19 protein-coding genes and 1 pseudogene are annotated in these 20,813 nt (G+C 69.8%); 14 read left to right on the top strand and 6 right to left on the bottom strand.

The window, feature by feature from the left end; genetic code table 11:
- Positions 1 to 338: 338 nt before the first annotated feature.
- From sucC to purH, 6 genes are all read left to right on the top strand, one after another.
- The gene (gene sucC / locus SSPN_RS0139915; protein WP_010316027.1) at positions 339 to 1,505 is read left to right on the top strand and encodes an ADP-forming succinate--CoA ligase subunit beta; all 1,167 of its coding nucleotides are present in this window, start codon (positions 339 to 341) and stop codon (positions 1,503 to 1,505) included.
- Positions 1,506 to 1,508: 3 nt separating this feature from the next.
- A complete protein-coding gene (sucD, locus tag SSPN_RS0139910; protein WP_010316025.1) occupies positions 1,509 to 2,393 on the top strand; it encodes a succinate--CoA ligase subunit alpha in 885 nt (294 codons plus the stop codon).
- A 269-nt stretch (positions 2,394 to 2,662) separates the two neighbouring features.
- Positions 2,663 to 3,649 carry a DUF5336 domain-containing protein gene (locus tag SSPN_RS54095; RefSeq protein WP_010316024.1) on the top strand — a complete coding sequence of 329 codons (987 nt, stop codon included), beginning with the start codon at positions 2,663 to 2,665 and terminating at the stop codon, positions 3,647 to 3,649.
- Between the two features lie 285 nt (positions 3,650 to 3,934).
- Positions 3,935 to 5,389, top strand: coding sequence for a cell division protein PerM (locus tag SSPN_RS0139900; protein WP_148272123.1), 1,455 nt, complete (start codon positions 3,935 to 3,937; stop codon positions 5,387 to 5,389).
- 184 nt (positions 5,390 to 5,573) lie between these two features.
- Complete coding sequence (purN, locus tag SSPN_RS0139895; protein WP_010316018.1) at positions 5,574 to 6,161, top strand: phosphoribosylglycinamide formyltransferase; 588 nt, start codon at positions 5,574 to 5,576, stop codon at positions 6,159 to 6,161.
- The gene (purH, locus tag SSPN_RS0139890) at positions 6,158 to 7,723 is read left to right on the top strand and encodes a bifunctional phosphoribosylaminoimidazolecarboxamide formyltransferase/IMP cyclohydrolase (protein WP_010316016.1); all 1,566 of its coding nucleotides are present in this window, start codon (positions 6,158 to 6,160) and stop codon (positions 7,721 to 7,723) included. Before purN ends, purH begins: the two co-directional genes overlap by 4 nt.
- A 229-nt stretch (positions 7,724 to 7,952) precedes the next feature.
- Here purH and SSPN_RS0139885 read toward each other — a convergent pair whose 3' ends face one another.
- The gene (locus tag SSPN_RS0139885; RefSeq protein ID WP_010316014.1) at positions 7,953 to 8,213 is read right to left on the bottom strand and encodes a type II toxin-antitoxin system RelE family toxin; all 261 of its coding nucleotides are present in this window, start codon (positions 8,211 to 8,213) and stop codon (positions 7,953 to 7,955) included.
- On the bottom strand, positions 8,210 to 8,476 hold the full coding sequence (locus tag SSPN_RS0139880; protein WP_029536196.1) for a type II toxin-antitoxin system Phd/YefM family antitoxin: 267 nt from the start codon (positions 8,474 to 8,476) through the stop codon (positions 8,210 to 8,212). Before SSPN_RS0139880 ends, SSPN_RS0139885 begins: the two co-directional genes overlap by 4 nt.
- 288 nt (positions 8,477 to 8,764) lie before the next feature.
- On the opposite strand from SSPN_RS0139880, the gene SSPN_RS0139870 reads away from it, so the two are divergent.
- The 3 genes from SSPN_RS0139870 (at position 8,765) to SSPN_RS0139860 (ending at position 14,510) form a co-directional block, all read left to right on the top strand.
- On the top strand, positions 8,765 to 9,478 hold the full coding sequence (locus SSPN_RS0139870) for a hypothetical protein (RefSeq protein ID WP_010316009.1): 714 nt from the start codon (positions 8,765 to 8,767) through the stop codon (positions 9,476 to 9,478).
- 2 nt (positions 9,479 to 9,480) lie between these two features.
- On the top strand, positions 9,481 to 11,151 hold the full coding sequence (locus tag SSPN_RS0139865) for a DNA polymerase Y family protein (protein WP_029536195.1): 1,671 nt from the start codon (positions 9,481 to 9,483) through the stop codon (positions 11,149 to 11,151).
- Between the two features lie 74 nt (positions 11,152 to 11,225).
- A complete protein-coding gene (locus tag SSPN_RS0139860; protein ID WP_010316005.1) occupies positions 11,226 to 14,510 on the top strand; it encodes an error-prone DNA polymerase in 3,285 nt (1,094 codons plus the stop codon).
- Positions 14,511 to 14,920: 410 nt separating this feature from the next.
- On the opposite strand, the gene SSPN_RS61225 is transcribed toward SSPN_RS0139860, so the two are convergent.
- Together SSPN_RS61225 and SSPN_RS61220 are read right to left on the bottom strand one after the other, a co-directional pair.
- Positions 14,921 to 15,319, bottom strand: coding sequence for a M20/M25/M40 family metallo-hydrolase (locus SSPN_RS61225; RefSeq protein ID WP_237710978.1), 399 nt, complete (start codon positions 15,317 to 15,319; stop codon positions 14,921 to 14,923).
- A pseudogene (locus SSPN_RS61220) lies at positions 15,309 to 15,896 on the bottom strand (M20/M25/M40 family metallo-hydrolase); the annotation flags it as partial. The gene SSPN_RS61225 and the pseudogene SSPN_RS61220, both read right to left, overlap by 11 nt.
- Before the next feature lie 152 nt (positions 15,897 to 16,048).
- Here SSPN_RS61220 and SSPN_RS0139850 point away from each other — a divergent pair.
- The gene (locus SSPN_RS0139850) at positions 16,049 to 16,717 is read left to right on the top strand and encodes a universal stress protein (RefSeq protein WP_237710965.1); all 669 of its coding nucleotides are present in this window, start codon (positions 16,049 to 16,051) and stop codon (positions 16,715 to 16,717) included.
- Between the two features lie 264 nt (positions 16,718 to 16,981).
- Here the strand turns inward: SSPN_RS0139850 and SSPN_RS58100 are convergent, their stop codons facing one another.
- Entirely contained in the window at positions 16,982 to 17,374 is a 393-nt protein-coding gene (locus SSPN_RS58100) for an SAM-dependent methyltransferase (protein ID WP_010316003.1), read from the bottom strand.
- A 189-nt stretch (positions 17,375 to 17,563) separates the two neighbouring features.
- Between SSPN_RS58100 and SSPN_RS58945 the strand changes: the two genes are divergently transcribed.
- The 4 genes from SSPN_RS58945 to SSPN_RS0139825 all read left to right on the top strand — a co-directional run bounded on the left by SSPN_RS58945 (position 17,564) and on the right by SSPN_RS0139825 (position 20,191).
- Entirely contained in the window at positions 17,564 to 17,971 is a 408-nt protein-coding gene (locus SSPN_RS58945) for a GrpB family protein (RefSeq protein WP_202799013.1), read from the top strand.
- Between the two features lie 196 nt (positions 17,972 to 18,167).
- Positions 18,168 to 18,764 (top strand): pentapeptide repeat-containing protein, encoded by a 597-nt coding sequence (locus SSPN_RS0139835; protein ID WP_010315998.1) that lies wholly within the window; start codon positions 18,168 to 18,170, stop codon positions 18,762 to 18,764.
- 341 nt (positions 18,765 to 19,105) lie between these two features.
- Entirely contained in the window at positions 19,106 to 19,966 is an 861-nt protein-coding gene (locus SSPN_RS0139830) for a helix-turn-helix domain-containing protein (RefSeq protein WP_029536193.1), read from the top strand.
- Positions 19,967 to 19,990: 24 nt separating this feature from the next.
- On the top strand, positions 19,991 to 20,191 hold the full coding sequence (locus SSPN_RS0139825) for a DUF397 domain-containing protein (RefSeq protein ID WP_029536192.1): 201 nt from the start codon (positions 19,991 to 19,993) through the stop codon (positions 20,189 to 20,191).
- A 70-nt stretch (positions 20,192 to 20,261) separates the two neighbouring features.
- Here the strand turns inward: SSPN_RS0139825 and SSPN_RS0139820 are convergent.
- Positions 20,262 to 20,813 (bottom strand): TNT domain-containing protein (locus SSPN_RS0139820; RefSeq protein WP_148272125.1); only part of this gene is annotated, 552 nt, incomplete at its 5' end.

Genomic DNA, 20,813 nt, shown 5'->3' with positions numbered 1-20,813 from the left:
GGCGCGGTCGCACCCCAACGCGCTCACAGGCCACGACCTGCGGAAACGTCCATCCGGTCCACGAGCGTGAGGCTGCGCCGAATTCCCCGATTTGCCGTCTTGCTGACGCCGTAAGAGCGGTCGAGAATGCGTGGCACACCGTCACGGCGCGCTGTTCCGTTCGTCACCACGGACGTCGACATAGAAGCCTGCGGAGCAGGCGAATCCCCGTGTAGGACGGTCCGACCAGGCCTAATGCCCCAACCTCAGGTGAGGCAGTTCACCAGGTGCGCCGCCCCATGCGTCGTCGCAGGTCGATATCGTCACCGAGTCTGACACCGACGTCGCAGGAGAGTCGAGTGGACCTGTACGAGTACCAGGCGAAGGAGCTCTTCGCCTCCCACGGTGTGCCGACGCTGCCCGGCGCCGTGGTAACCGAGCCGCAAGGGGCCAAGGCAGCCGCCGCAGAACTGGGCGGGCCCGTTGTGATCAAGGCCCAGGTGAAGACCGGGGGCCGCGGTAAGGCCGGCGGCGTGAAGCTGGCCGAGAACCCGGATGAGGCCGAGACCAAGGCCGAGGCGATCCTCGGTCTGGACATCAAGGGCCACATCACCCGCAAGGTGCTGGTCACCACCGCCTCCGACATCGCCGACGAGTACTACTTCTCGTTCCTCCTCGACCGTGCCAACCGCAACTTCCTCGCGATGGCCTCCGTCGAAGGCGGCATGGAGATCGAAGAGGTCGCGGCGACCAAGCCCGAGGCGCTGGCCAAGATCGCGATCGACCCGATCGAGGGTGTCGACCAGGACAAGGCGCGAGAGATCGTCACCGCCGCCAAGTTCCCGGCCGACGTCGCCGACCAGGTCGCCGACGTGATCGTCCAGCTGTGGGAGACGTTCGTCGCCGAGGACGCCACGCTGGTCGAGGTCAACCCGTTGGTCAAGGACCCGCAGGGCAAGATCATCGCGCTGGACGGCAAGGTCACCCTCGACGAGAACGCCGCGTTCCGCCAGGCCAAGCAGGCCGAGCTGGTGGACAAGGAAGCGGAGAACCCGCTCGAGGCCAAGGCCAAGGAGAAGGGCCTCAACTACGTCAAGCTGGACGGCGAGGTCGGCATCATCGGCAACGGTGCCGGGCTGGTCATGTCCACCCTCGACGTGGTCGCCTACGCCGGCGAGAAGCACAACGGTGTGAAGCCGGCGAACTTCCTGGACATCGGCGGTGGCGCCTCTGCCGAGGTCATGGCCGCGGGCCTGGACGTCATCCTCGGCGACCCGGCCGTGAAGTCGGTGTTCGTCAACGTCTTCGGCGGCATCACCGCCTGCGACGCGGTTGCCAACGGCATCGTGCAGGCGCTGAAGATCCTGGGCGACGAGGCCACCAAGCCGCTGGTCGTCCGCCTCGACGGCAACAACGTCGAAGAGGGTCGCCGCATCCTGGCTGAGGCCAACCACCCGGTCGTGACGATGGTGGACACCATGGACGGTGCGGCCGACAAGGCCGCCGAGCTGGCTGCGGGGGCATGAGGCGTGGCTATCTTCCTCAACGAGAACAGCAAGGTCATCGTTCAGGGCATCACCGGCTCTGAAGGCACCAAGCACACCGCTCGGATGCTGGGCTCCGGCACCAACATCGTCGGCGGCGTGAACGCCCGCAAGGCCGGGCAGACCGTCGAGATCGAGGGCAAGCAGCTCACGGTCTTCGGCACCGTCAATGAGGCCATGAAGGAGACCGGCGCCGACGTGTCGGTCGTCTTCGTGCCGCCGAAGTTCGCCAAGGACGCCGTGATCGAGGCCATCGACGCCGAGATCGGCCTGGTCGTGGTCATCACCGAAGGCATCCCGGTGCACGACTCCGCCTACTTCTGGGCGCACGCCAACGCCACCGGCAACAAGACCCGGATCATCGGGCCGAACTGCCCGGGCATCATCTCGCCCGGCAAGTCCAACGCCGGCATCATCCCGGCCAACATCACCGGCCCGGGCAAGATCGGCCTGGTGTCCAAGTCGGGCACGCTGACCTACCAGATGATGTACGAGCTGCGGGACATCGGCTTCTCCAGCGCCGTCGGAATCGGTGGCGACCCGATCATCGGCACCACCCACATCGACGCGCTGCAGGCCTTCGAGGACGACCCGGAGACCGAGGCCATCGTCATGATCGGCGAGATCGGTGGGGACGCCGAGGAGCGGGCGGCCGACTACATCAAGGCCAACATCACCAAGCCGGTGGTGGGCTACGTGGCCGGTTTCACCGCGCCGGAGGGCAAGACTATGGGCCACGCGGGCGCCATCGTCTCCGGTTCGTCCGGCACCGCCGCGGCGAAGAAGGAGGCCCTGGAGGCCGCCGGGGTCAAGGTCGGCAAGACGCCGAGCGAGACCGCCAAGCTGATGCGCGAGATCGTCAAGGGCTGAGCGCCCGATCTCGGCACATCGTTTTCGGGGCCGGACGCCTTCGGGAGTCCGGCCCCGGTGGCTTTCTGAAAACTTTTGGGCGAAGCGGCCGGCGGAACTTCGAGTGCCGCCCCGACGTCCGAGATCTTGCGGCGGTGCCGGGGCGCGTGCCCGGCCGATACCGTTGACAAGTACCGGTTTTGCGGTCTTCCGGCACACCAAGTCCGGTTGATTCAATACCGTCAGCAAAGCTCCGCCCCCGAGTGTTCAAGCGAGGAGTCCGTCCAGCCATGTCCGCGCCCTTCCCCCGACAGTCGCCGCCGGGAGCCCAGGGAAGCTCCGGCGTTTCGCTCGGTCTCAACGAGATCCTGGTCCTGGTGGCGGCAGGCGCCGGTCTGATCGGCTACCTGATCGGCTTCTTCGACGGGGTCGCCGGGGTGGCGATCGGCAGCCTCGTCGGTTTTTCCCTGATCGTCTCCGCGTCGCTGGCGGGCCTGCGGTTCCTCCCGAAGACGCCGGACGCGCTGTTCGCCGCCGCGCCGCTGTCCGCCTACGCGACGCTCGCGCTGCTGCAGGACCTGGTCGGTGGTGCCTCGGGCGGGATCGTCGTGGTGCTCCTGCTGCTGTCGATCGCGCAGTTGGGTGCTGTGGTCGGCATCCTGCTCATCGAGGCTGGCATCGTCAACGCGCCGTCGAAGCCCGCGCAGCCCTCGAAGCCGCCGTTCGGGCGGTCCGGCCCGTTCCAGCCGGGCAAGCGCGGTGGCCCGTCCGGCCCCGGTGGGCCCGGTGGACCGAGCGGTCCGGGCGGACCCGGTGGTCCGGGCGGACCCGGTGCGCCTGCTTGGAACCAGCCCGGTCAGTTCGGTCAGCCGGGTGGCGGTTGGAGCCCGGCGTCCGGTTCCCAGCCCCAGCAGCCCGGTGGTTGGGAGCCCGCCTCCGGTGGTTTCCAGACCCCTAACCAGCCGGGGCAGCCCGGCCCGTCGGGCCAGTCCGGTCAGCCGAGCTCGTCCGGTCAGCCAAGCCAGTCCGGTCAGCCAGGAGCGTCCGGTCAGTCCGGTCAGTCTGGACCGTCCGGTCAGTCCGGTCAGAGTGGACCCTCCGGTCAGTCCGGTCATAGTGGACCCTCCGGTCAATCCGGTCAGCCAGGAGTGTCCGGTCAGTCCGGTCAGCCGACCCAGCCCGGTAAATCGGGTCAATCGGGTCAATCCAGCCAGGGCGCGGGCCCACAGGGCACCCAGCAGATGCCGCACCCGGGCGCCAACCCACCCAGCTTCTGATCGGTTCGACCTGGACGAGCGCGGGCGGCACTGCCGCCCGCGCTCGTTCTTTACCGGCTCGCGGTTCGCGATCGAGCTAAGCGGCCTCGTTGCGGGATCCGTTCGGAGGAGGTCGGACGACTAGGACGTGATCCGCCCGGCATGCCCCAAGCGTCGGTCTCGTTCGGGGCAGACGGCTCGGCACGGATGTCCAATGTGGACCAAGGGTGTCGCTCGATGGGCGGAGATTGCGGCGTGTTGTGACCCGTTCGGCGGAATGCCAGTGCGACATTCAGCTGCGTGTCCGTGCTCGACTCGATCCCCCACGCCATCGCCGACGGCCCCCGCGAACGCCGGCTCGGAATCCGCTGGTGGTTGCTCGCGGTGGCCGTCGTCGTGGTCCTGCTCGCCGGCTATCTGATCGCCGCGGGGCTGATCGCGCTGGTGATGGCGACCGCCGACGGCGCGCAGTTCAACCCGGTCGTGGTGCTGTTGGGAGCCCTGCCAGGGTGGCTCGCGCTGCACCAGACGGCGCTGAAGATCACGGGCGCCCCGCTGAGCGTCCTGCCGCTGCTGCCGACCGCGCTGGTGATGCTGCTGATCGCCATCGCATCGGCCTGGGTCGCGCGGCGCTCCCGCCTGCGACGCCCGGACCAGGCATGGCCGTTGATCACGGCGATGGGTCTGGTGCACGCCTTCGTAGGTGCCGGCATCGGAGTGGTGCTGGGCGGGCCAGTGCACGCGATCCCGGTGGATGCGTTCGTGAGCTGCGGGTTGACCGCCACGACCGCCTCGGCGGCCGGTGTGGCGAACCGGTGCGGGCTGATCTACCTGGTCTGGGAGCGGGTCGAAGCCGAGGTCTGGTCGGGCATGCGCCTCGGCCTGCTGGCGCTGGCGGCGCTCGTCGGGGCCGGTGGCGTGGTGCTGCTGGCCGGGATCTGCCTGTCGGGCTCGGCGATGGTCGCCGCGATGGCGAGCCTCGGGAATACCGCAGGTGACGCGGTCGGCACTACGCTGGCGTCGATCCTGTACCTCCCGAACGCGGTGCTGGCGGGCTGGTCCTTCGCCGCCGGGACGGGCTTGTCGATCGGTCGGCTCGATGTCCAGCCGCTGCACGTCGTGCCCGGCCCGGTGCCGGACCTGCCGCTGCTCGCAGTCCTGCCGACGCACGATTCGGCGGCCTGGTGGGCGATCGTGCTGGCGCTGCCGCTCGTCGTCGGGCTCCTCGTCGGAGCCGCCTGCCGCCGGGTGCCCGGCAGCCTGGCGCGCAGGCTGCTCGCGGTCGGTGTGGCCGCCGTGGTCGCGGCGCTCGGGACGTTGCTGCTCGCGTACGTCGCGGGAGGCGATCTGGGCAATGGTCCGTTCGGGCAGGTGACGCTGCGGCCCGTCGCACTGGCCACCGCGACGCTGTGCTGGGTCGCGATTCCGGCCGCCGCCGTCACCTGGCTCGCCGGGCCGGACATCGACGTGCCCGCCACCGAGGAAACCGCTGGTCCGGAGGCCGACGGCGAGGCGCCCGAAGGCGCGAACGCAGATGCAGCCGACACCGCCGACGACGCCGCGGACAGCACCGCCGATGCCGACGGCGATCACGCCGACCCGAGGCCCGACGCCGCATTCGCGGAGAAGGAACCGGACGACTCGGAACCGGCGATTCCGCAAGCCCGCATGGCCGCGGATGCGGAGCCGCCCGTGCGTAAGGTCAGCGAGATCGACCCCACCGAGTTCGACGGCGACCTCTCCGGGGACGACCGGAGGTGAGGGCTGCGCCACTCGCCAGGGCCCTGGCGGCGTCGGCACCGCAATCAGCGCTTACGCTGCTGCGAGAGATCGTGCCGAGGCATGTCAGGAGCGAACGCTGAACCCGAGTACGCCCGACCAGCCGAGCGCCGCCGCGCACTCGCAACACACCCGGTTCGCCACCGCTGGCCCAGCGCGGGTCGTCGTGCTGGTATCCGGCTCCGGCACCCTGCTGCAGGCCCTGCTCGATGCGACGAGCTCACCCGACTTCCCGGTGCAGGTGGTCGCGGTGGGCGCCGATCGCGACGGCATCGAGGGGCTGGCCCGCGCCAAGCGCGCCGGGGTGCCGACCTTCGTACGCCGGATCAAGGACCACGCCAGTCGTGCGGACTGGGACCGGGCGCTGACCGAGGCATGTGCCGAGCACGAGCCGGACCTGGTGGTCTCCGCCGGGTTCATGAAGCTCGTCGGCGACGACTTCTTGGCCCGCTTCGCCGGCCGGTACCTCAACAGCCACCCGGCGCTACTGCCGTCGTTCCCCGGCATGCACGGGGTGCGGGATGCGCTGGAGTATGGGGTTCGGGTCACCGGCTGCACGTTGTTCGTGGTGGACGCCGGCGTGGACACCGGGCCAATCCTGGCGCAGGAAACCGTCGAGGTGCGGTCCGGCGACGACGAGGCGAGCCTCCACGAGCGGATCAAAGCCGTCGAACGGCGGCTGCTGGTCGAGACCCTGGAAGAGCTGGCGTTGCACGGTTGGACCGTGCAGGGACGGAAGGTGAGTATCCCGTGACCGCGAACTCGCAGGAGCGGCGAGCCGTTCGCCGCGCGCTGATCGGCGTGTCGGACAAGTCGGGCCTGCTGGAGCTGGCAACCGGACTGCACGCCGCAGGCGTGGAGATCGTGTCCACCGGCGGCACGGCCCGCACGATCGCAGCTGCGGGCGTGCCGGTCACCCCGGTCGAGGAGCTCACCGGGTTCCCGGAGGCGCTCGACGGCCGGGTCAAGACCCTGCACCCGCGGGTGCATGCCGGGCTGCTCGCCGACCTGCGCCGCCCGGAGCACGCCGGCCAGTTGCGCGACCTGGACATCGCGCCGTTCGAGCTGCTGATCGTGAACCTGTACCCGTTCGTGCAGACGGTGGCCTCGGGTGCCGCGCCGGATGAGGTGATCGAGCAGATCGACATCGGCGGGCCGGCGATGGTCCGGGCCTCCGCCAAGAACCACGCGAACGTCGCCGTCGTGGTCGACCCGAGCCGCTACGAGTGGGTGCTGGAGCAGGTCCGCGATGGCGGCTTCACGCTGGCCGACCGGGTCGAGCTGGCCGCGGCCGCGTTCCGGCACACCGCGTCCTACGACGTCGCGGTCGCGTCCTGGATGAGCAAGGTGCCGACCGGGGACGCCTCGGTGTTTCCCGGCTGGATCGGGGAGACCTGGGAGCGCCGCTCCGCGCTGCGCTACGGCGAGAACCCGCACCAGCCCGCCGCGCTGTACGTCTCCGGCGGTGAAGCGACCGGGCTGGCGGCCGCAGCGCAGCTGCACGGCAAGGAGATGTCGTACAACAACTACGTCGACGCCGACGCCGCGTGGCGCGCTGCGCACGACCACAGCGAGCCGTGTGTGGCGATCATCAAGCACGCCAACCCGTGCGGGATCGCGGTGGCCGACGATATCGCCGCAGCGCACCGCAAGGCGCACGAGTGCGACTCGGTGAGCGCGTACGGCGGCGTGATCGCGACGAACCGCGAGGTGTCGCTGGAGATGGCCCAGCAGGTCGCCGAGATCTTCACCGAGGTGATCGTGGCGCCGGGCTACGCCGACGGCGCGGTGGACGTGCTGAGCAAGAAGAAGAACATCCGGATCCTGACCGCGCAGCCGCCCAAGAGCGGCCGGATCGAGATGCGGGCGATCTCCGGCGGCATGCTGGTGCAGGGCTCCGACGCCATCGACGCCGAGGGCGACGACCCCGCGAACTGGACGCTGGCGACCGGCTCGCCGGTGGACGAGGCCACGCTGGCGGACCTGAAGTTCGCCTGGCGCGCCTGCCGCGCGGTGAAGTCCAACGCGATCCTGCTGGCCAATGATGGGGCGACCGTCGGCGTGGGCATGGGTCAGGTGAACCGGGTCGACTCGGCGCGCCTCGCGGTGTCGCGGGCGGGCGACCGGGCGAAGGGCTCGGTGGCCGCGTCCGACGCGTTCTTCCCGTTCGCGGACGGCCCGCAGGTGCTGCTGGACGCCGGGGTTCGTGCGATCGTGCAGCCCGGCGGTTCGGTCCGTGACGACGAAACCATCGCGGTGGCGGAGGCGGTGGGAGTGCCCCTCTACTTCACGGGGACGCGCCACTTCGCGCACTGATCATCGCGAGTGGGGTGCCGGGCCGTTGCTACTGGTCCGGCGCCCCATTTTTTGGTATCCGGGTACTCGGCGAACGCACTTTCCACCCCGCCGCCGCGGCCGTGGTCCGTCTGTCGAAGCTCGTCGAGGTATGCCACCCATTCCGCGGTTCCGCCGCAGCTGGGCGTAGGCGTGCAGGACGGCCGCCTCTTCGACAGGGCGGCTGTGTGCGGTTCCTGGCGTTTGCTTCCTATCGGTAGACGTCGGCTCGATGGGCGATCCGGACAACTTCGACCACCACGGTGTCATCTTGAATCGCGTACACCACGCGGTATGCGCTCCGGCGGGCCGAGTGCAGGCCCTTGAACTCTCCGAACAATGGTTTGCCGAGCCGGTGCGGGCTTTCGGCCAGCGGCCCGAAGATGAACTCGGCGCAAGCCGCCGCGACCTTCTCCGGGAGTAGCGCGAGATCACGCCCTGCACGTGCGGTGATCTTGATGGTGTAGGTCACTGCAGGTAGTGCCTCTTGATCTCTTCGGTGTCAACGAAGCGCCCCGCTGCGGCGTCCGCCACGCCCTCCCGGATGGCCTCCGCCTCGCCGGGAGTGGTCAGTAGGTCCAGGGTCTCTTCGAGGGACGAAAGGTCGTCGGGGGAGATGAGGACCGCGGCGGGCCGACCATGCCGGGTGATGGCAACTCGATCATGGGTGCTCTCGACCTGCGCGACTACCTCTGACAACCGGTCGCGGGCTTCTCCTAATGGGATCGTCGTCATAAGCCGAGTGTAGCCAGAAGTTTGGCGAAAATCTTTCTCGAACAGATGTTCACTCAATCTGGCGATTGGTCTTGACGCGGGCCGCTGCGCAGGGTTTACTTAACCTTGTTCGAACTGAGGTTCGAGATAACGGAAGTGGCCGGTGTCGGGGTCGGCTACTCCGATGGAGTCGGCGCTGTGTTCCAGGTGCAGGCGCAGCGCAGACTCCACCGCTGTCTTCCCCACAGCGGCTGATGGGTGCCCGCGCCGGGGTCGGGCACCCATGCGGTCACATGTGGGGAGGCAGCGATGTCCGCGATGGCGTCCTTGGCGGCGCTGGGCACGTCCACGGCTGACGGGGTGTCCGTGGGTGTGCCGGCCGTCGAGGCGGGTGGTGTCCCGGGAGCGGGCCGGGTGCTGCCCACGCGGACGGAGCTCGCCGCCGTGCTGCCGTGGCCAGGTTTGCGCCGTGGCAGCACGGTGGCGGTGCACGGATCGGTTTCGCTGCTGTTCGCGCTGCTGTCGAAGGCGACGGCGAACGGGTCGTGGGCAGCGGTGGTGGGGTTGTCCGGCATCAGTCTGGTCGCGGCGGCCGAGGCCGGGGTGGAGCTCGCCAGACTCGCGGTGGTGCCGCGGCCGGGCGGCGATCCGGTGGGTGTGATCGCCGCGCTGCTCGACGGGGTCGACCTGGTGGCGGTGGGCGGCACCAGGCAGGTGGCCGATTCGGATGCCCGCCGGTTGTCGGCGCGGGCGCGCAATCGAGGTTCGGTGCTGCTGCCGTTCGGTCCGTGGTCTGGGGCCGAGGTGCAGCTGCGGTGCGCCGATGCCAGTTGGCAAGGACTTGGGCAGGGTCATGGCTACCTGCGGGAACGTGCCGTCACGGTACGCGCGGGTGGGCGCGGTGCGGCGTCCCGGCCGCGTTCGTGCCGATTGCTGCTCCCGGCGCGGGACGGGACGATCGGGGTGCCCGCGGACGAACCGGACGAGGTCGTCCGGCCGCAACTGAGGCCGGTGGCGGGGTGAAGATGATGCCGCCTCGTCGCCTCGTCATCTGGTGTCCGGACTGGCCGGTGGTTGCCGCCGCTCGCGCCGCCGAGCTCGGACCGCTGGTGCCTGCTGCGGTGTTCGCGGCCAACCGGGTGGTGGCCTGCTCGGAAACGGCTCGCGGCAGCGGGGTGCGTCGCGGGATGCGCCGCCGCGAAGCGCAGGGCCGGTGTCCGGAACTGGTGGTGTGTGAACACGACCCGGCCCGGGATGTGCGGTTGTTCGAGCCGGTCGTGGCGGCGGTTGAAGAGCTGATGCCGGGCGTGGAGGTCGTGCGGCCGGGACTGGTGGCGGTCCCGGCGCGGGGGCCTGCCCGCTACTTCGGATCCGAGGAGGCCGTCGCCGAGCGAGTGGTGGACCAGTTGGACGCGCAGGTCGGTGTCGAGTGCCGGATCGGCGTTGCGGACGGGCTGTTCGCGGCCGTTCTGGCGGCTCGGCGCAGCGAGCACGTGGCGCCCGGGCGCAGCCGGGAATTCCTCGCCCCGCTGCCGATCGAGGAGATCGACCAGCTGACCGATCAGCTCAACGGACAGCGTGCCGCCGATCAGGCGGAACTGGTGGATCTGTTGCGGCGGTTGGGGATTCGCGCGTTGGGCGAGTTCGCGGCGCTGTCTTCGTCGGACGTGTCCACCCGGTTCGGGCGGGCCGCGCTGCTGGTGCACCGCGTGGCCGGCGGAGGGGAAGAGCGGCCGGTCGAGCGGCGCCGTCCGCCGTCGGACCTGGTGGTGGAAGAGGAACTCGATCCGCCGCTGGACCGGGTGGACCAGGCCGCGTTCGTGGCGAAGATCCTGGCGGACCAGCTGCACGCCAGGCTGGGCGAACTCGGGCTGGCCTGCACCAGGCTGGGGATTTCGGCCCGCACCGAGCACGGCGAGGAACTACACCGGGCGTGGCGGTGCGCGGAGCCGTTGACGCCGGCGGCCACCGCGGACCGGGTGCGCTGGCAGCTCGACGGTTGGTTGAACGGCCGCAGCGGTCGGCAGCGCCCGACGGCCGGGGTGAGCGTGCTGAGCCTGCGGCCGGAAGAGGTCGTCGGGGCAGGTGGGCTGCAGCTCGACCTGCTCAACGCCGCGACCGGGGAAGCGGACGCCCGCGCCGGACGTGCGTTCGCGCGGGTGCAGGGCATGCTCGGGCCGGAGGCGGTCCTGACCGGGGTGCTCGGCGGCGGCCGGGACCTGCGCGACCAGGTTCGGTTCGTGCCGTGGGGCGATGAACGCCGCCCCGCGCTGCCTGCCGACCGGCCGTGGCCGGGGCGCATTCCGTCGCCGTCGCCATCGGTGGTGCCGGATTCGCCTTGGCCTGCGGAGGTTTTCGACGGCGACGGCTGCCCGGTGGGCGTCACCGGCCGGCATCGGCTCACCGCCGAGCCGTGTCGCGTGGGGGTGTCGGGCGGGCGGTCGCGAGTGGTGTCCAGCTGGGCCGGGCCGTGGCCGGTGGCGGAGCGCTGGTGGGCGGAGCTGCTGGCGGACGGAGCGGGCCAGACGGCGCCGACGGTGCAGGTGCCGCCGCGGTCGTCGGTGCGGGTCCAGGTCGTGCTCGAGCCGGAGGCGGACCCGGCTGCGGCCGCCGGTGCCGACGATGCGGCGGGCGAGGTGGCGCTGCTGCTGGTGCACGAAGGGGGCCGGTGGTGGGTGCAGGGCGCCTATCGATAGTGGCGAACACTCGTTCGAGTGGAGTGTGGCTTATTTGGTAGCGTCGGTGATTCGAACAGGAGTTCACTAGCTTCATGAGTTGGTTCAACCCGCCCCAGACGTGGTCTGACCTGGAGAAGGCGCTCTCCGGGCGACCGCCTTTACCCGCCGGGCGCCGGCTGCGCGACGAGAGGCGGCCCGGCGGCGAGAACGACGGTCCAGCGTGGACTCCGCAGCGCGTGGACGCCGCACCAGTGGTGCCCTATGCGGAACTGCACGCGCACTCCAACTTCAGCTTCCTCGACGGCGCGAGCCACCCCGAGGAACTGGCGGCGGAGGCGGCGCGGCTCGGGCTGGAGGCGATCGCACTGACCGACCACGACGGGCTGTACGGGGTGGTGCGTTTCGCCGAGTCCGCGGCAGAGCACGGGGTGCGCACCGTGTTCGGGGCGGAGCTGAGCCTGGGGCTTCCGGCGCCGCAGAACGGGGTCGCCGATCCGGAAGGCCGGCACCTGCTGGTGCTGGCCCGCGATCCGGCCGGTTACGCGAGCCTGTGCCGGGCGATCAGCGAAGCCCAGTTGGCAGGCGGGGTGAAGGGACGCCCGGTGTACGAGCTGGAGCGGCTCCCGGGTGCGGCAGCGGGGCACTGGCAGGTGCTCACCGGGTGCCGAAAGGGCGCCATCCCGGCGGCGCTCGTCGAAAGCGGCCCGGCGGCGGCCACCGCGGAGTTGGAGCGGCTGATCGAGCTGTTCGGCCGGGACCGCGTCACGGTAGAGCTGACCGACCACGGGCTGCCCGCCGATTCGGAGCGCAACGACGCCCTGGTCGAGCTCGCCGACCGCGCGGGGGTGTCCACAGTGGCCACCACCGGTGCGCACCTCGCCCGGCCGGAACGCGCTCGGCTGGCCGCCGCGGTGGCGGCGATCCGGGCCCGCCGCAGCCTGGACGACATGGACGGCTGGCTGCCCGCCTGGGCGGGCAATTACCTGCGTTCCGGCGCGGAGCTGGCCGGGATGTTCGCCCGCTACCCGGGGGCCGTGCAGCGGGCTGCCGAACTCGGCCGGGAGTTCGCCTTCGACCTGAAGCTGGTCGCCCCGAAACTGCCCCCGTTCGACGTGCCGACGGGCCGCACCGAGGCGAGCTGGCTGCGCGAACTGACCTACCAGGGCGCGCTCGACCGGTACGGCCTGCCGCAGGACAACCCTGCGGCCTACCGGCAGATCGAGCACGAGCTGGCGATGATCGAGCAGCTGGAGTTCCCCGGCTACTTCCTGGTGGTGTCTGACATCGTGGAGTTCTGCCGGAACCAGCGGATTCTGTGCCAGGGGCGGGGTTCGGCGGCGAACTCGGCGGTGTGCTTCGCGCTGCGGATCACCAACGCCGACCCGGTCCGCTACCGGCTGCTCTTCGAGCGATTCCTCGCCCCGGCGCGGGACGGGCCGCCCGACATCGACCTGGACATCGAGTCGGACCGCCGCGAGGAGGTGATCCAGTACGTCTACCGCAAGTACGGCCGGATGCACGCCGCGCAGGTCGCGAACGTGATCAGCTACCGGCCGCGGTCGGCGGTGCGGGACGTCGCGCGGGCCCTCGGCTATTCGCCCGGTCAGCAGGACGCCTGGAGCAAGGAGATCGAGCACTGGGGGCCGCTGCCCGAGGACTCCGAGATCCCCGATCCGGTGCGCGGGCTGGCCGACGAGTTGATGGGCTTCCCCCGGCACCTGGGCATCCACTCCGGCGGGATGGTGATCTGCCACCAGCCGGTCAGCGAGGTCTGCCCGGTGGAGTGGGCGCGGATGCCCGGCCGCACCGTCCTGCAGTGGGACAAGGACGACTGCGCGGAGGTCGGCCTGGTCAAGTTCGACCTGCTGGGCCTGGGCATGCTCTCGGCGCTGCACTACGCGATCGACATGGCCCTCGAGCACCACGGGATCGAGGTCGACCTCGGCGAGTTGGACCTGAACGACGACGCGGTGTACGAGATGCTGCGGCGGGCCGATGCGGTCGGAGTGTTCCAGGTGGAAAGCCGCGCGCAGCTGGCCACGCTGCCGAGGTTGAAGCCGCGGGAGTTCTACGACCTCGTGGTGGAGGTGGCGCTGATCCGGCCGGGCCCGATCCAGGGCGGTTCGGTGCACCCGTACATCCGGCGCCGCAACGGGCTGGAGGAGTGGGACTTCGAGCATCCGTCGATGGCCGGTGCGCTGCAGAAGACCCTTGGCGTTCCGCTGTTCCAGGAGCAGCTGATGCAGCTCGCGGTCGACGTCGCGGGCTTCTCCCCGGCCGAGGCGGACCAGCTGCGGCGGGCGATGGGGGCCAAGCGTTCCGCGGAGCGGATGGAGCGACTCCGGGGGCGGCTGTTCGAGGGGATGGCGGCCAAGGACATTTCAGGGGAGCTGGCGGAGCGGATCTACCAGCGGATGCTGGCCTTCGCGAACTACGGCTTCCCGGAGAGCCATGCCCTGAGCTTCGCGCTGCTGGTCTTCGCCAGCGCGTGGTTCAAGCACTACTACCCGGCGGTGTTCTGCGCGGCGCTGCTCAAGGCCCAGCCGATGGGTTTCTACTCGCCGCAGTCGTTGGTCGCGGACGCCCGTCGGCACGGGGTGCGGGTGCGCGGACCGGACGTCAACGCGAGTCGTGCCCAGGCCGACCTGGAGCTGGACGAGGCCAGCGAAGGCGAGCGGGCGGTGCGCCTGGGGCTGGCTTCCGTGCGCAAGCTCGGGGAAGGCGCCGCCGAGCGGTTGGTCACCGAACGTGCGGAGAACGGCCCGTACGTCGACATGGCCGATGTGGCGCGCCGAACGCATCTGACTGCCGCGCAGATGGAGGCGTTGGCGACCGCCGGCGCATTCGACTGCTTCGGCCTGTCCCGGCGGGAGGCGCTGTGGAACGCCGCCGCCGCTGCCGGCGACCGGCCGGATCGGTTGCCGGGCACCACCGCGTCGGCCGCCGCCCCTGCGTTGCCGGGGATGGACGGCGTGGAGATGGCTGCCGCGGATGTGTGGGCCACCGGGGTGTCGCCGGACAGCTTCCCTTTGCAGTTCGTCCGCTCCAGGTTGGACGAGCTGGGGGCGCTCTCGGCATCACAACTGTCCGAAGTGGAGCACGGAACCCGGGTGCTGGTGGGCGGTGCGGTGACCCACCGGCAGCGACCGGCCACGGCGGGCGGCATCACGTTCCTGAACCTGGAGGACGAGACCGGAATGGTCAACGTCATGTGCTCGCAGGGTTTGTGGGCGCGCTACCGAAAGGTCGGGCGCACCAGTGCGGCGTTGCTGGTGCGCGGAATCGTCGAACGAGCGGAAGGAGTGATCAATCTGAGAGCTGACCGGCTGCAGAAACTGGAAGTGCGCATCCCCTCGACCTCGCGCGACTTCCACTAGCCACGGCGAGCCTCGCATCTCGCCGGCCACTGTGGCCACCGAACCCGGCGTCGACCATGCCCGACCGGCAGCGGAAGAACACTTCTCCCTCCCAGAGTGTGGTTCCGAAACCTGACCGGAGGCACCGGAAACGCCAGAGCCCGGGCACGACGTGCGTGCCGGCACGCGTGCCCGGGCCATTCGAAATCCCCGTCCACCCCTTGCCCAGCCGGATGCGCAGGAGGCGCCCTTGGCAGCTCAACATGCCGGTGCAGCACGTCGTTCGCCTTGGCTGCCCGTCTTTCGTGGCCCGCGTTCGATGCTGCGGTGTCTCCGACATGGCGCTGCCGGGCGATGTTGCTCGTGACCGCTGACGTCGCGGGAAGTTCGGTGAGTCCGCCCGAGCAGAGGACTCGGGGCATCGCGGGCCGTCAGGCGATGCCGCAGCGGCGGATGGCCAGCAGGGCGTAGGCACGCGCGGCCTGCTCCAGCTCCTTGATCGCGACGTGTTCATCGTGCGCGTGCGCGTAGCGGATGTCGCCGGGCCCGTACTGGAGCGTCGGGATTCCGGCGGCTGCGTAGAGCCGCAGGTCCGTGCCGTACGGGGCGCCCAACGCCGACGGGCGGGGAGCCCCGGCCGCGGCGACGGCGTCCTGGGTTTCGGCGAGCAGCTGATGTCCTTCGGGCAGCCGTCCGCTGGCGAAGATTCCGCCCGGCCCAGGAGACCCGGACGGGGTGCTCCGCCAACCACGGGTCCGTGGCGCACGCCTGCGCGATGGTCTCGGCGAAGTCGGCCTTTGCGGCGTCGGGCGACTCGTCGATGCGGACACCGTAGCGGCCTTCGACGATCGCGAGGTCCGGCACCGTGCTGGCCCAGTCGCCGACTCGCGCCATGCCGATGGACAGCGGATACGGCACCTCGAGGTGCGCGACCAGCGGGTCGGGGTCGGTGTTGCGGCGGGCCTCCAGTTCGCGCAGCACCGGCAGCAGTCCAGCGAGCTTGTCCAACGCGTTCACGCCGCGGTAGCGGGTGGACCCGTGCGTGCTCTGACCGGTGATTTCGAGCCGGAACGTGAGTGCCCCGGCGTTCGCGGCCACGATCGTGCCCGAGCTCGGCTCGGCCAGGACGCAAGCGGCACCGCGATGTCCGCGCTGGAGCGTCGCGAAGGTGCCCAGCCCGCCGTCATCCTCGCCGACGACGGTGTGCACGGCTACCGGCCGGGCGAGCCCGATCCCGGCTGCGCGCAGGGCCTGCAGCGCGCCGAAGATCGCGGCCAGCCCGCCCTTCATGTCGCAGGTGCCTCGACCAGCCGCGATACCGTTCTCGACCCGCAACGCGTACGGGTCGCGATTCGGCCACCGGTCGAGGTCAGCGGCCGGGACGACGTCGGTGTGCCCGCAGAACACCAGCGCGGGCTCCGAGCCGTCGCCGTGCACGCCGACGCAACCGTAGGCGACGTCGCGGTCGGCTTCCTGCCCTGGGAAGTCGGGCTGCTCGGCGAGCGCCCGGACGTCGATGCGCCAGTGGTCCACCCGGTGTCCCAGCGCGCCGAGCTTGTTTGCGCACACTGCTGGGCGTCGTGCTCGCCGCTGGTGCCGCCGACGCTGGGGATCGCGACGAGTTCTCGCAGGTCGTTCAGAATCCCGTTCGCGTCCACCGCGTCCAGTGCGCGACGTTCCAGGTCGGAGGGGGTTTGTGCGCCGTTCACGTTTCGAGTGTGTCGCATGCGTCCAACTGCTCGGCGCGCGCCCACTACCATCTCCGCGTGGCCGAAGGCGACAAAACCGAGCGTGAATTCGAGATCGGCAAGGACGGACTGGGCGGCATCGTCGTGGGCATGGACGGCTCCCCGGCGAGCTTCCACGCCGCGGCGTGGGCAGCCGGCCTTGCCAGGCGGGAGCGCGCCCGCCTGGTGCTGGTCTACGTCGAGGCGGTGGGCGGCGTGGCCTATTGGTCGCCGATGGGTGTCGCGGTGGCCAGCGAGGCCGCCGAGAGCCTGGTCGAGGAGCTGAAGAAGGAGGTCGTGTCGCACCTGAAGTGGGTGGACATCGACTGGGACTTCGTGCACCACCGCGGCGACCCGGCGGTCGGCCTGGAGCAGGTCGCGGAGCAGTACCGGGCGGATCTGATCGTCGTCGGCAGGTCCCGCCGCCGCGGCGGCCTGCTCGGCACCGTGCCGGCGACCCTGGTGGTGGAGGCGGTCCGCCCGGTGGTCGTCGTGCCGTGAGCGGTCTCGAGTCCGGGGTCAGCACGAGGTAGGCGAAGCCGAGGGCGCCGCGGTATCCGCGCGGCCACGTGGCGCGATGTTCCTCGGCGAGGGCGCGGACTTCGTCGTGTCCGGCTGCGCCGGGTTCGTCCAACAGCCACGTCTCCAGGGCGCCGCACCAGCGGGATTCGAAGCTGTCCCACTCGTCGGTGCTGGCAGTCGCGAGCCGCAGCATGCGGAATCCGCATTTCTTAGTGAGCTCGACCAGATTGGCCAGCGACACGTCTACGCCGAAGTCGTTCCGCATCGGCGTCTCGTCCCGGAAGGCCCCGCCGGAGTGCAGCCGACCACCGCCTCGCAGCCGGGGCCGGATCGCTTCGAGCGCCTGCTGGATACCGCCCACGCATGGCTGCTGCTGACCGAGATGGCGATGTCCGTGGTTCCGGCCCAGCGTGCGGCATCGCTTTGGACGAAGCGCACCCGCTCGGCGACACCACGAACCTCGGCGTTGCGGCCCCTGGCCAGTTCCTCGTCGGTGATGTCGATGCCGGTGCCGTCCGCGCTCGGCTCCGCTTCGAGCAGCCGCAGCTCTCCCCACCAGCAGCCGAGATCGACGACCTCGGCGGCGTCGCGCGGCGCCGGCGCAGTACTGAGATCTTCGGCGCGGCCGTCCGGCATTGGCGCGTTGAAGTCGAGGTCTGCGTTGTGCGAGCAAGACCGGATTCACCCGGCGCAGACTGGCGGAGCCGCCTGCTGCGTGGGATGAATTATTCCGCTCGCGAGGGTTCGCTATTAATACTCATCGACGGGCGGGGCGCCTGGGTCGAATCAGTGGCTATTAGCAGTGCTGGGGTAACGTGTCGCGACGTGCCGTTTCCTGACGAGGTCCGTCCCGTTGCAGCGGTGGACTACCGGCCGGAGTGGCCTGGGGAGTTCGAGCGGTTGTCCGAGCAGTTGCGCGGGGCGCTGGGCGACCTGCCGGTCGCCATCGACCACGTAGGTTCGACCTCGGTGCCAGGCCTGCCGGCCAAGGACTGCATCGACGTGCAGGTCCGGGTGCGTTCCATCGACGAGACCCGGGATGGTGCGCTGTTCGCCGCGATCGGCTTCCGGTGTCGACCCGAACCGTGGAACCACGTCGAGGTCCCGGGTGGGATCCGCTGCCGCAAGCTCGTCTTCGCGCCACCGATCGGTGCCCGTCCCTGCAACGTCCACCTCCGGGTGGGCGCCGGCCCCAACGCCCGCTACGCGTTGTTGTTCAGGGACTACCTGTGAGCCGACGAACCTGCTCGTCGAGCGTGGGGAGCGTTCAAGCAGCGGCTGGCGGTGAGCGCGTCGGACCTGTCGGACTATGGGCAGATCAAGGCTCCCGCGACCGACGTCCTGATGGCTGGGCCGCCGCCACCGGCTGGACCGTCTCGTGACCCCACGAGACGGTGCCTCCGGGGACGTCGGTGCCGCATGCCACCCTATGGGCATGACGAGCGCGGTCGGCGAGGACTTCCAGGACGCGGTGCTGACGGACGAGCAGTGGGACGGGCGGACGTTCGAGCGCTGCGACTTCACCGATGCCGACCTGTCCGGGCTGAGCACCCGCAATTGCGTGTTCACCGATTGCGTGTTTACTGGCACCGATCTCAACGGTTCGAAGCACGTCGCCACGGCGTTCCGGTCCTGCAAGTTCGAACGCACGGTGCTCGGGAAGTCCACTTTGGATGGATGCAGCCTGCTTGGGTCGAGCTTCGCGGACTGCCGCCTGCGTGCGTGGACGCTGCGCGAGACGGATCTGACGCTGGTGGGCATGGGGAAGGCGGATCTGCGCGGTCTGGACCTGCGCGGAATCCGCTTCCGCGAAGCCAATCTCACCGAATGCGACCTCCGCCGCTGCGACCTGCGCGAAGCGGACTTCACGGGTGCTCGCCTGCTCGGTGCCCGCCTGGAAGAGGCGGACCTGAGGGAATCCCGGATCGACGCCGATGCCTTCGTGCAGGCGAACCTCAGGGGAGCCCGCATCGACACGATGACGGCCCTCGCCTTCGCCGCCGCCCACGGTCTCCGGGTCGACTGACCACCCTTCCCCGCGATTTCAATGAGCGTTTTCCAACCTCTTCTTGCGTTGCGGTGCGGGTAGCGGAACCTTAGCGGTCTTCTCGGCTGTGGGATCCCGGACTTGTGTATGAGGCCAGTACACGGCGTCCGGGCTGTCCTCGCGAGAAGACCGCGAAACTTGTTGGAGCGAACGGAACTTTCGTCTCGTTCTTCGGCGCGAAAGTTCCGTTCGCTCCAACCTACCGATGCGAGGCGCTGTGCGACTCTTGTGATTACCTGGATTGATCGCTCAATCGTGGGACTTCCTTGTGTGATGACATGAAATAGCCTGCGAAAGCCCCGAACTTTGGGAGATCAGCGATGAGCGAAGAAGGTCCAGGTCCGAACGTGCGGCGCCGTCAGCTAGGCCGAGAACTGCGGAAATTGCGGGAGAAGGCTGATATGACCCTCAAGGACGCGGCGAAGTTCGCCGGTCTGACGAGCACCACGATCAGCCGGATCGAAGGCGGCAAGCAGACGATCCTGACGCGGAACGTGCGGCTGCTGTGCCAGTGCTACGACATCGGTGAGCCGATGCTCGACACGCTGATCCGTTTGGCGGAGCAATCCAATGAACGGGGCTGGTGGACGGGCTTCAGCGTCAGCCTCCCGGACTGGTTCGAATCCTTCGTTGGCCTCGAATCCGACGCCGCCGAGGTCTGGCGGTACTCGCCGAACTTCATCGACGGCCTGCTGCAAACCCCGGAGTACGCCGCCGCCTTCTTGGAACTGGGCGAGAAGGTGACGGAGCAGAGCGTCAAGCAGCAAGCCGAGTTCCGCCGCGCACGCCAGGACCGGGTCAATCGGGAAGACGACCCGGCCAAACTCCGCGTGGTGCTCGATGAAGCGGCGCTGCGCCGGAAGGTCGGCGGCACTGATGTCCTGCGCGACCAGATCCGCCATCTCGTGGAACTCGCCGAGCGACCCAACATCACGATCCAGGTCGTTCCGTTTGACGCGGGCGCGTACGTCGGCATGCAGAGCCCGTTCCACCTGCTGCGGTTCGCCGGGGGATTCGATGACCTGGACGCCGTCTACCTGGAGAACCAGCGCGGCGCGGTCTGGATGGAGCGTCCCACGGACATTACGTACTACATCCGGCTCTTCGAGCGGATGACCGACATCGCGCTTGCAGCGGATGAAACCGCAGATTTCATGGATCACCTGGCTTCGTCCCTGTGAACACGCCTGAGGGAGAAGCGCGAGGTGACGGATCTTTCCATTGCCTTATGCCGGAAGAGCACGCACAGCAGGGAGAAGGGCACTTGCTTGGAGTTGGCGTTGAACGTGCCGGGGGTTGGCGCGGTGCGGGATTCGAAGGCTCCGGAGCAGGGTGCTTTGGTGTTCAGCCCGACCCAGCTGCGGGGTTTCCTCGTCGCGGTGAAGTCGGGCCGCTTCGACCGCTGATGAATGAGTGAAGGGCATCTCTTGCCAACTCGCTTGGCAAGAGATGCCCTTCACTCGTAATGAGATCGGGTTACTCGATGGGTGGGCGGTCGTTGGCCGGCATTTCGGCCAGCGTGCCGTCCGCGAGGAGTTCGCTGATCGTCGCGGGGAGCACGAACGCCGTGCCGCCACCGGGCTGTTCGAACCACGGCACTGCGGTGCCGCGCAGCGCCTGGAGCGGCCGCTGCACCCGGTACGCGAAGTACGAGCGGTTCGACCACTGCGGCGGCAGCGAGCGATGCGTGTACGGCGTGCGGATCGTGTACGTGACGTTGCCGTTCGGCTCGCCGAACCGGTCCAGTTCGGTGCCCGGCTGCAACATCACGATCCGCCGGTCCCGGTACAGCGTCAGCGGCGGCTCACCGCTGAGCGGCTGGATCTGCTGTCCGCCCTGCGGCTGTCCCGTATGCGGTTGACCTTGCTGTCCGCCCTGCGGCGGACGCGGTGGCCCTGGCGGCGGTCCCTGCCGGTGCGGGCCGGCCATGCCGGGTCCGCCCGGGCCCGGGCGCCGCTCCGCGCCGCCGACCGGGCCCTGTGCAGGACCTGGCGGCACGGGAGCGCCGCTTTCCCGGCGCGGCTGGGG

The organism is Saccharopolyspora spinosa NRRL 18395 (assembly GCF_000194155.1).
Classification (GTDB): domain Bacteria; phylum Actinomycetota; class Actinomycetes; order Mycobacteriales; family Pseudonocardiaceae; genus Saccharopolyspora; species Saccharopolyspora spinosa.
This window is presented reverse-complemented; position numbering and strand designations above follow the sequence as displayed.

Bases quoted from the DNA above. Each gene is read 5' to 3' on its own strand.
- SSPN_RS54095 (WP_010316024.1), top strand. From the start codon at position 2,663: ATGTCCGCGCCCTTCCCCCGACAGTCGCCGCCGGGAGCCCAGGGAAGC.
- SSPN_RS58100 (WP_010316003.1), bottom strand. From the start codon at position 17,374: ATGCCGGACGGCCGCGCCGAAGATCTCAGTACTGCGCCGGCGCCGCGC.
- SSPN_RS0139870 (WP_010316009.1), top strand. From the start codon at position 8,765: ATGTCCGCGATGGCGTCCTTGGCGGCGCTGGGCACGTCCACGGCTGAC.
- SSPN_RS0139865 (WP_029536195.1), top strand. From the start codon at position 9,481: ATGATGCCGCCTCGTCGCCTCGTCATCTGGTGTCCGGACTGGCCGGTG.
- SSPN_RS0139880 (WP_029536196.1), bottom strand. From the start codon at position 8,476: ATGACGACGATCCCATTAGGAGAAGCCCGCGACCGGTTGTCAGAGGTA.
- SSPN_RS0139860 (WP_010316005.1), top strand. From the start codon at position 11,226: ATGAGTTGGTTCAACCCGCCCCAGACGTGGTCTGACCTGGAGAAGGCG.
- SSPN_RS0139835 (WP_010315998.1), top strand. From the start codon at position 18,168: ATGGGCATGACGAGCGCGGTCGGCGAGGACTTCCAGGACGCGGTGCTG.
- SSPN_RS0139830 (WP_029536193.1), top strand. From the start codon at position 19,106: ATGAGCGAAGAAGGTCCAGGTCCGAACGTGCGGCGCCGTCAGCTAGGC.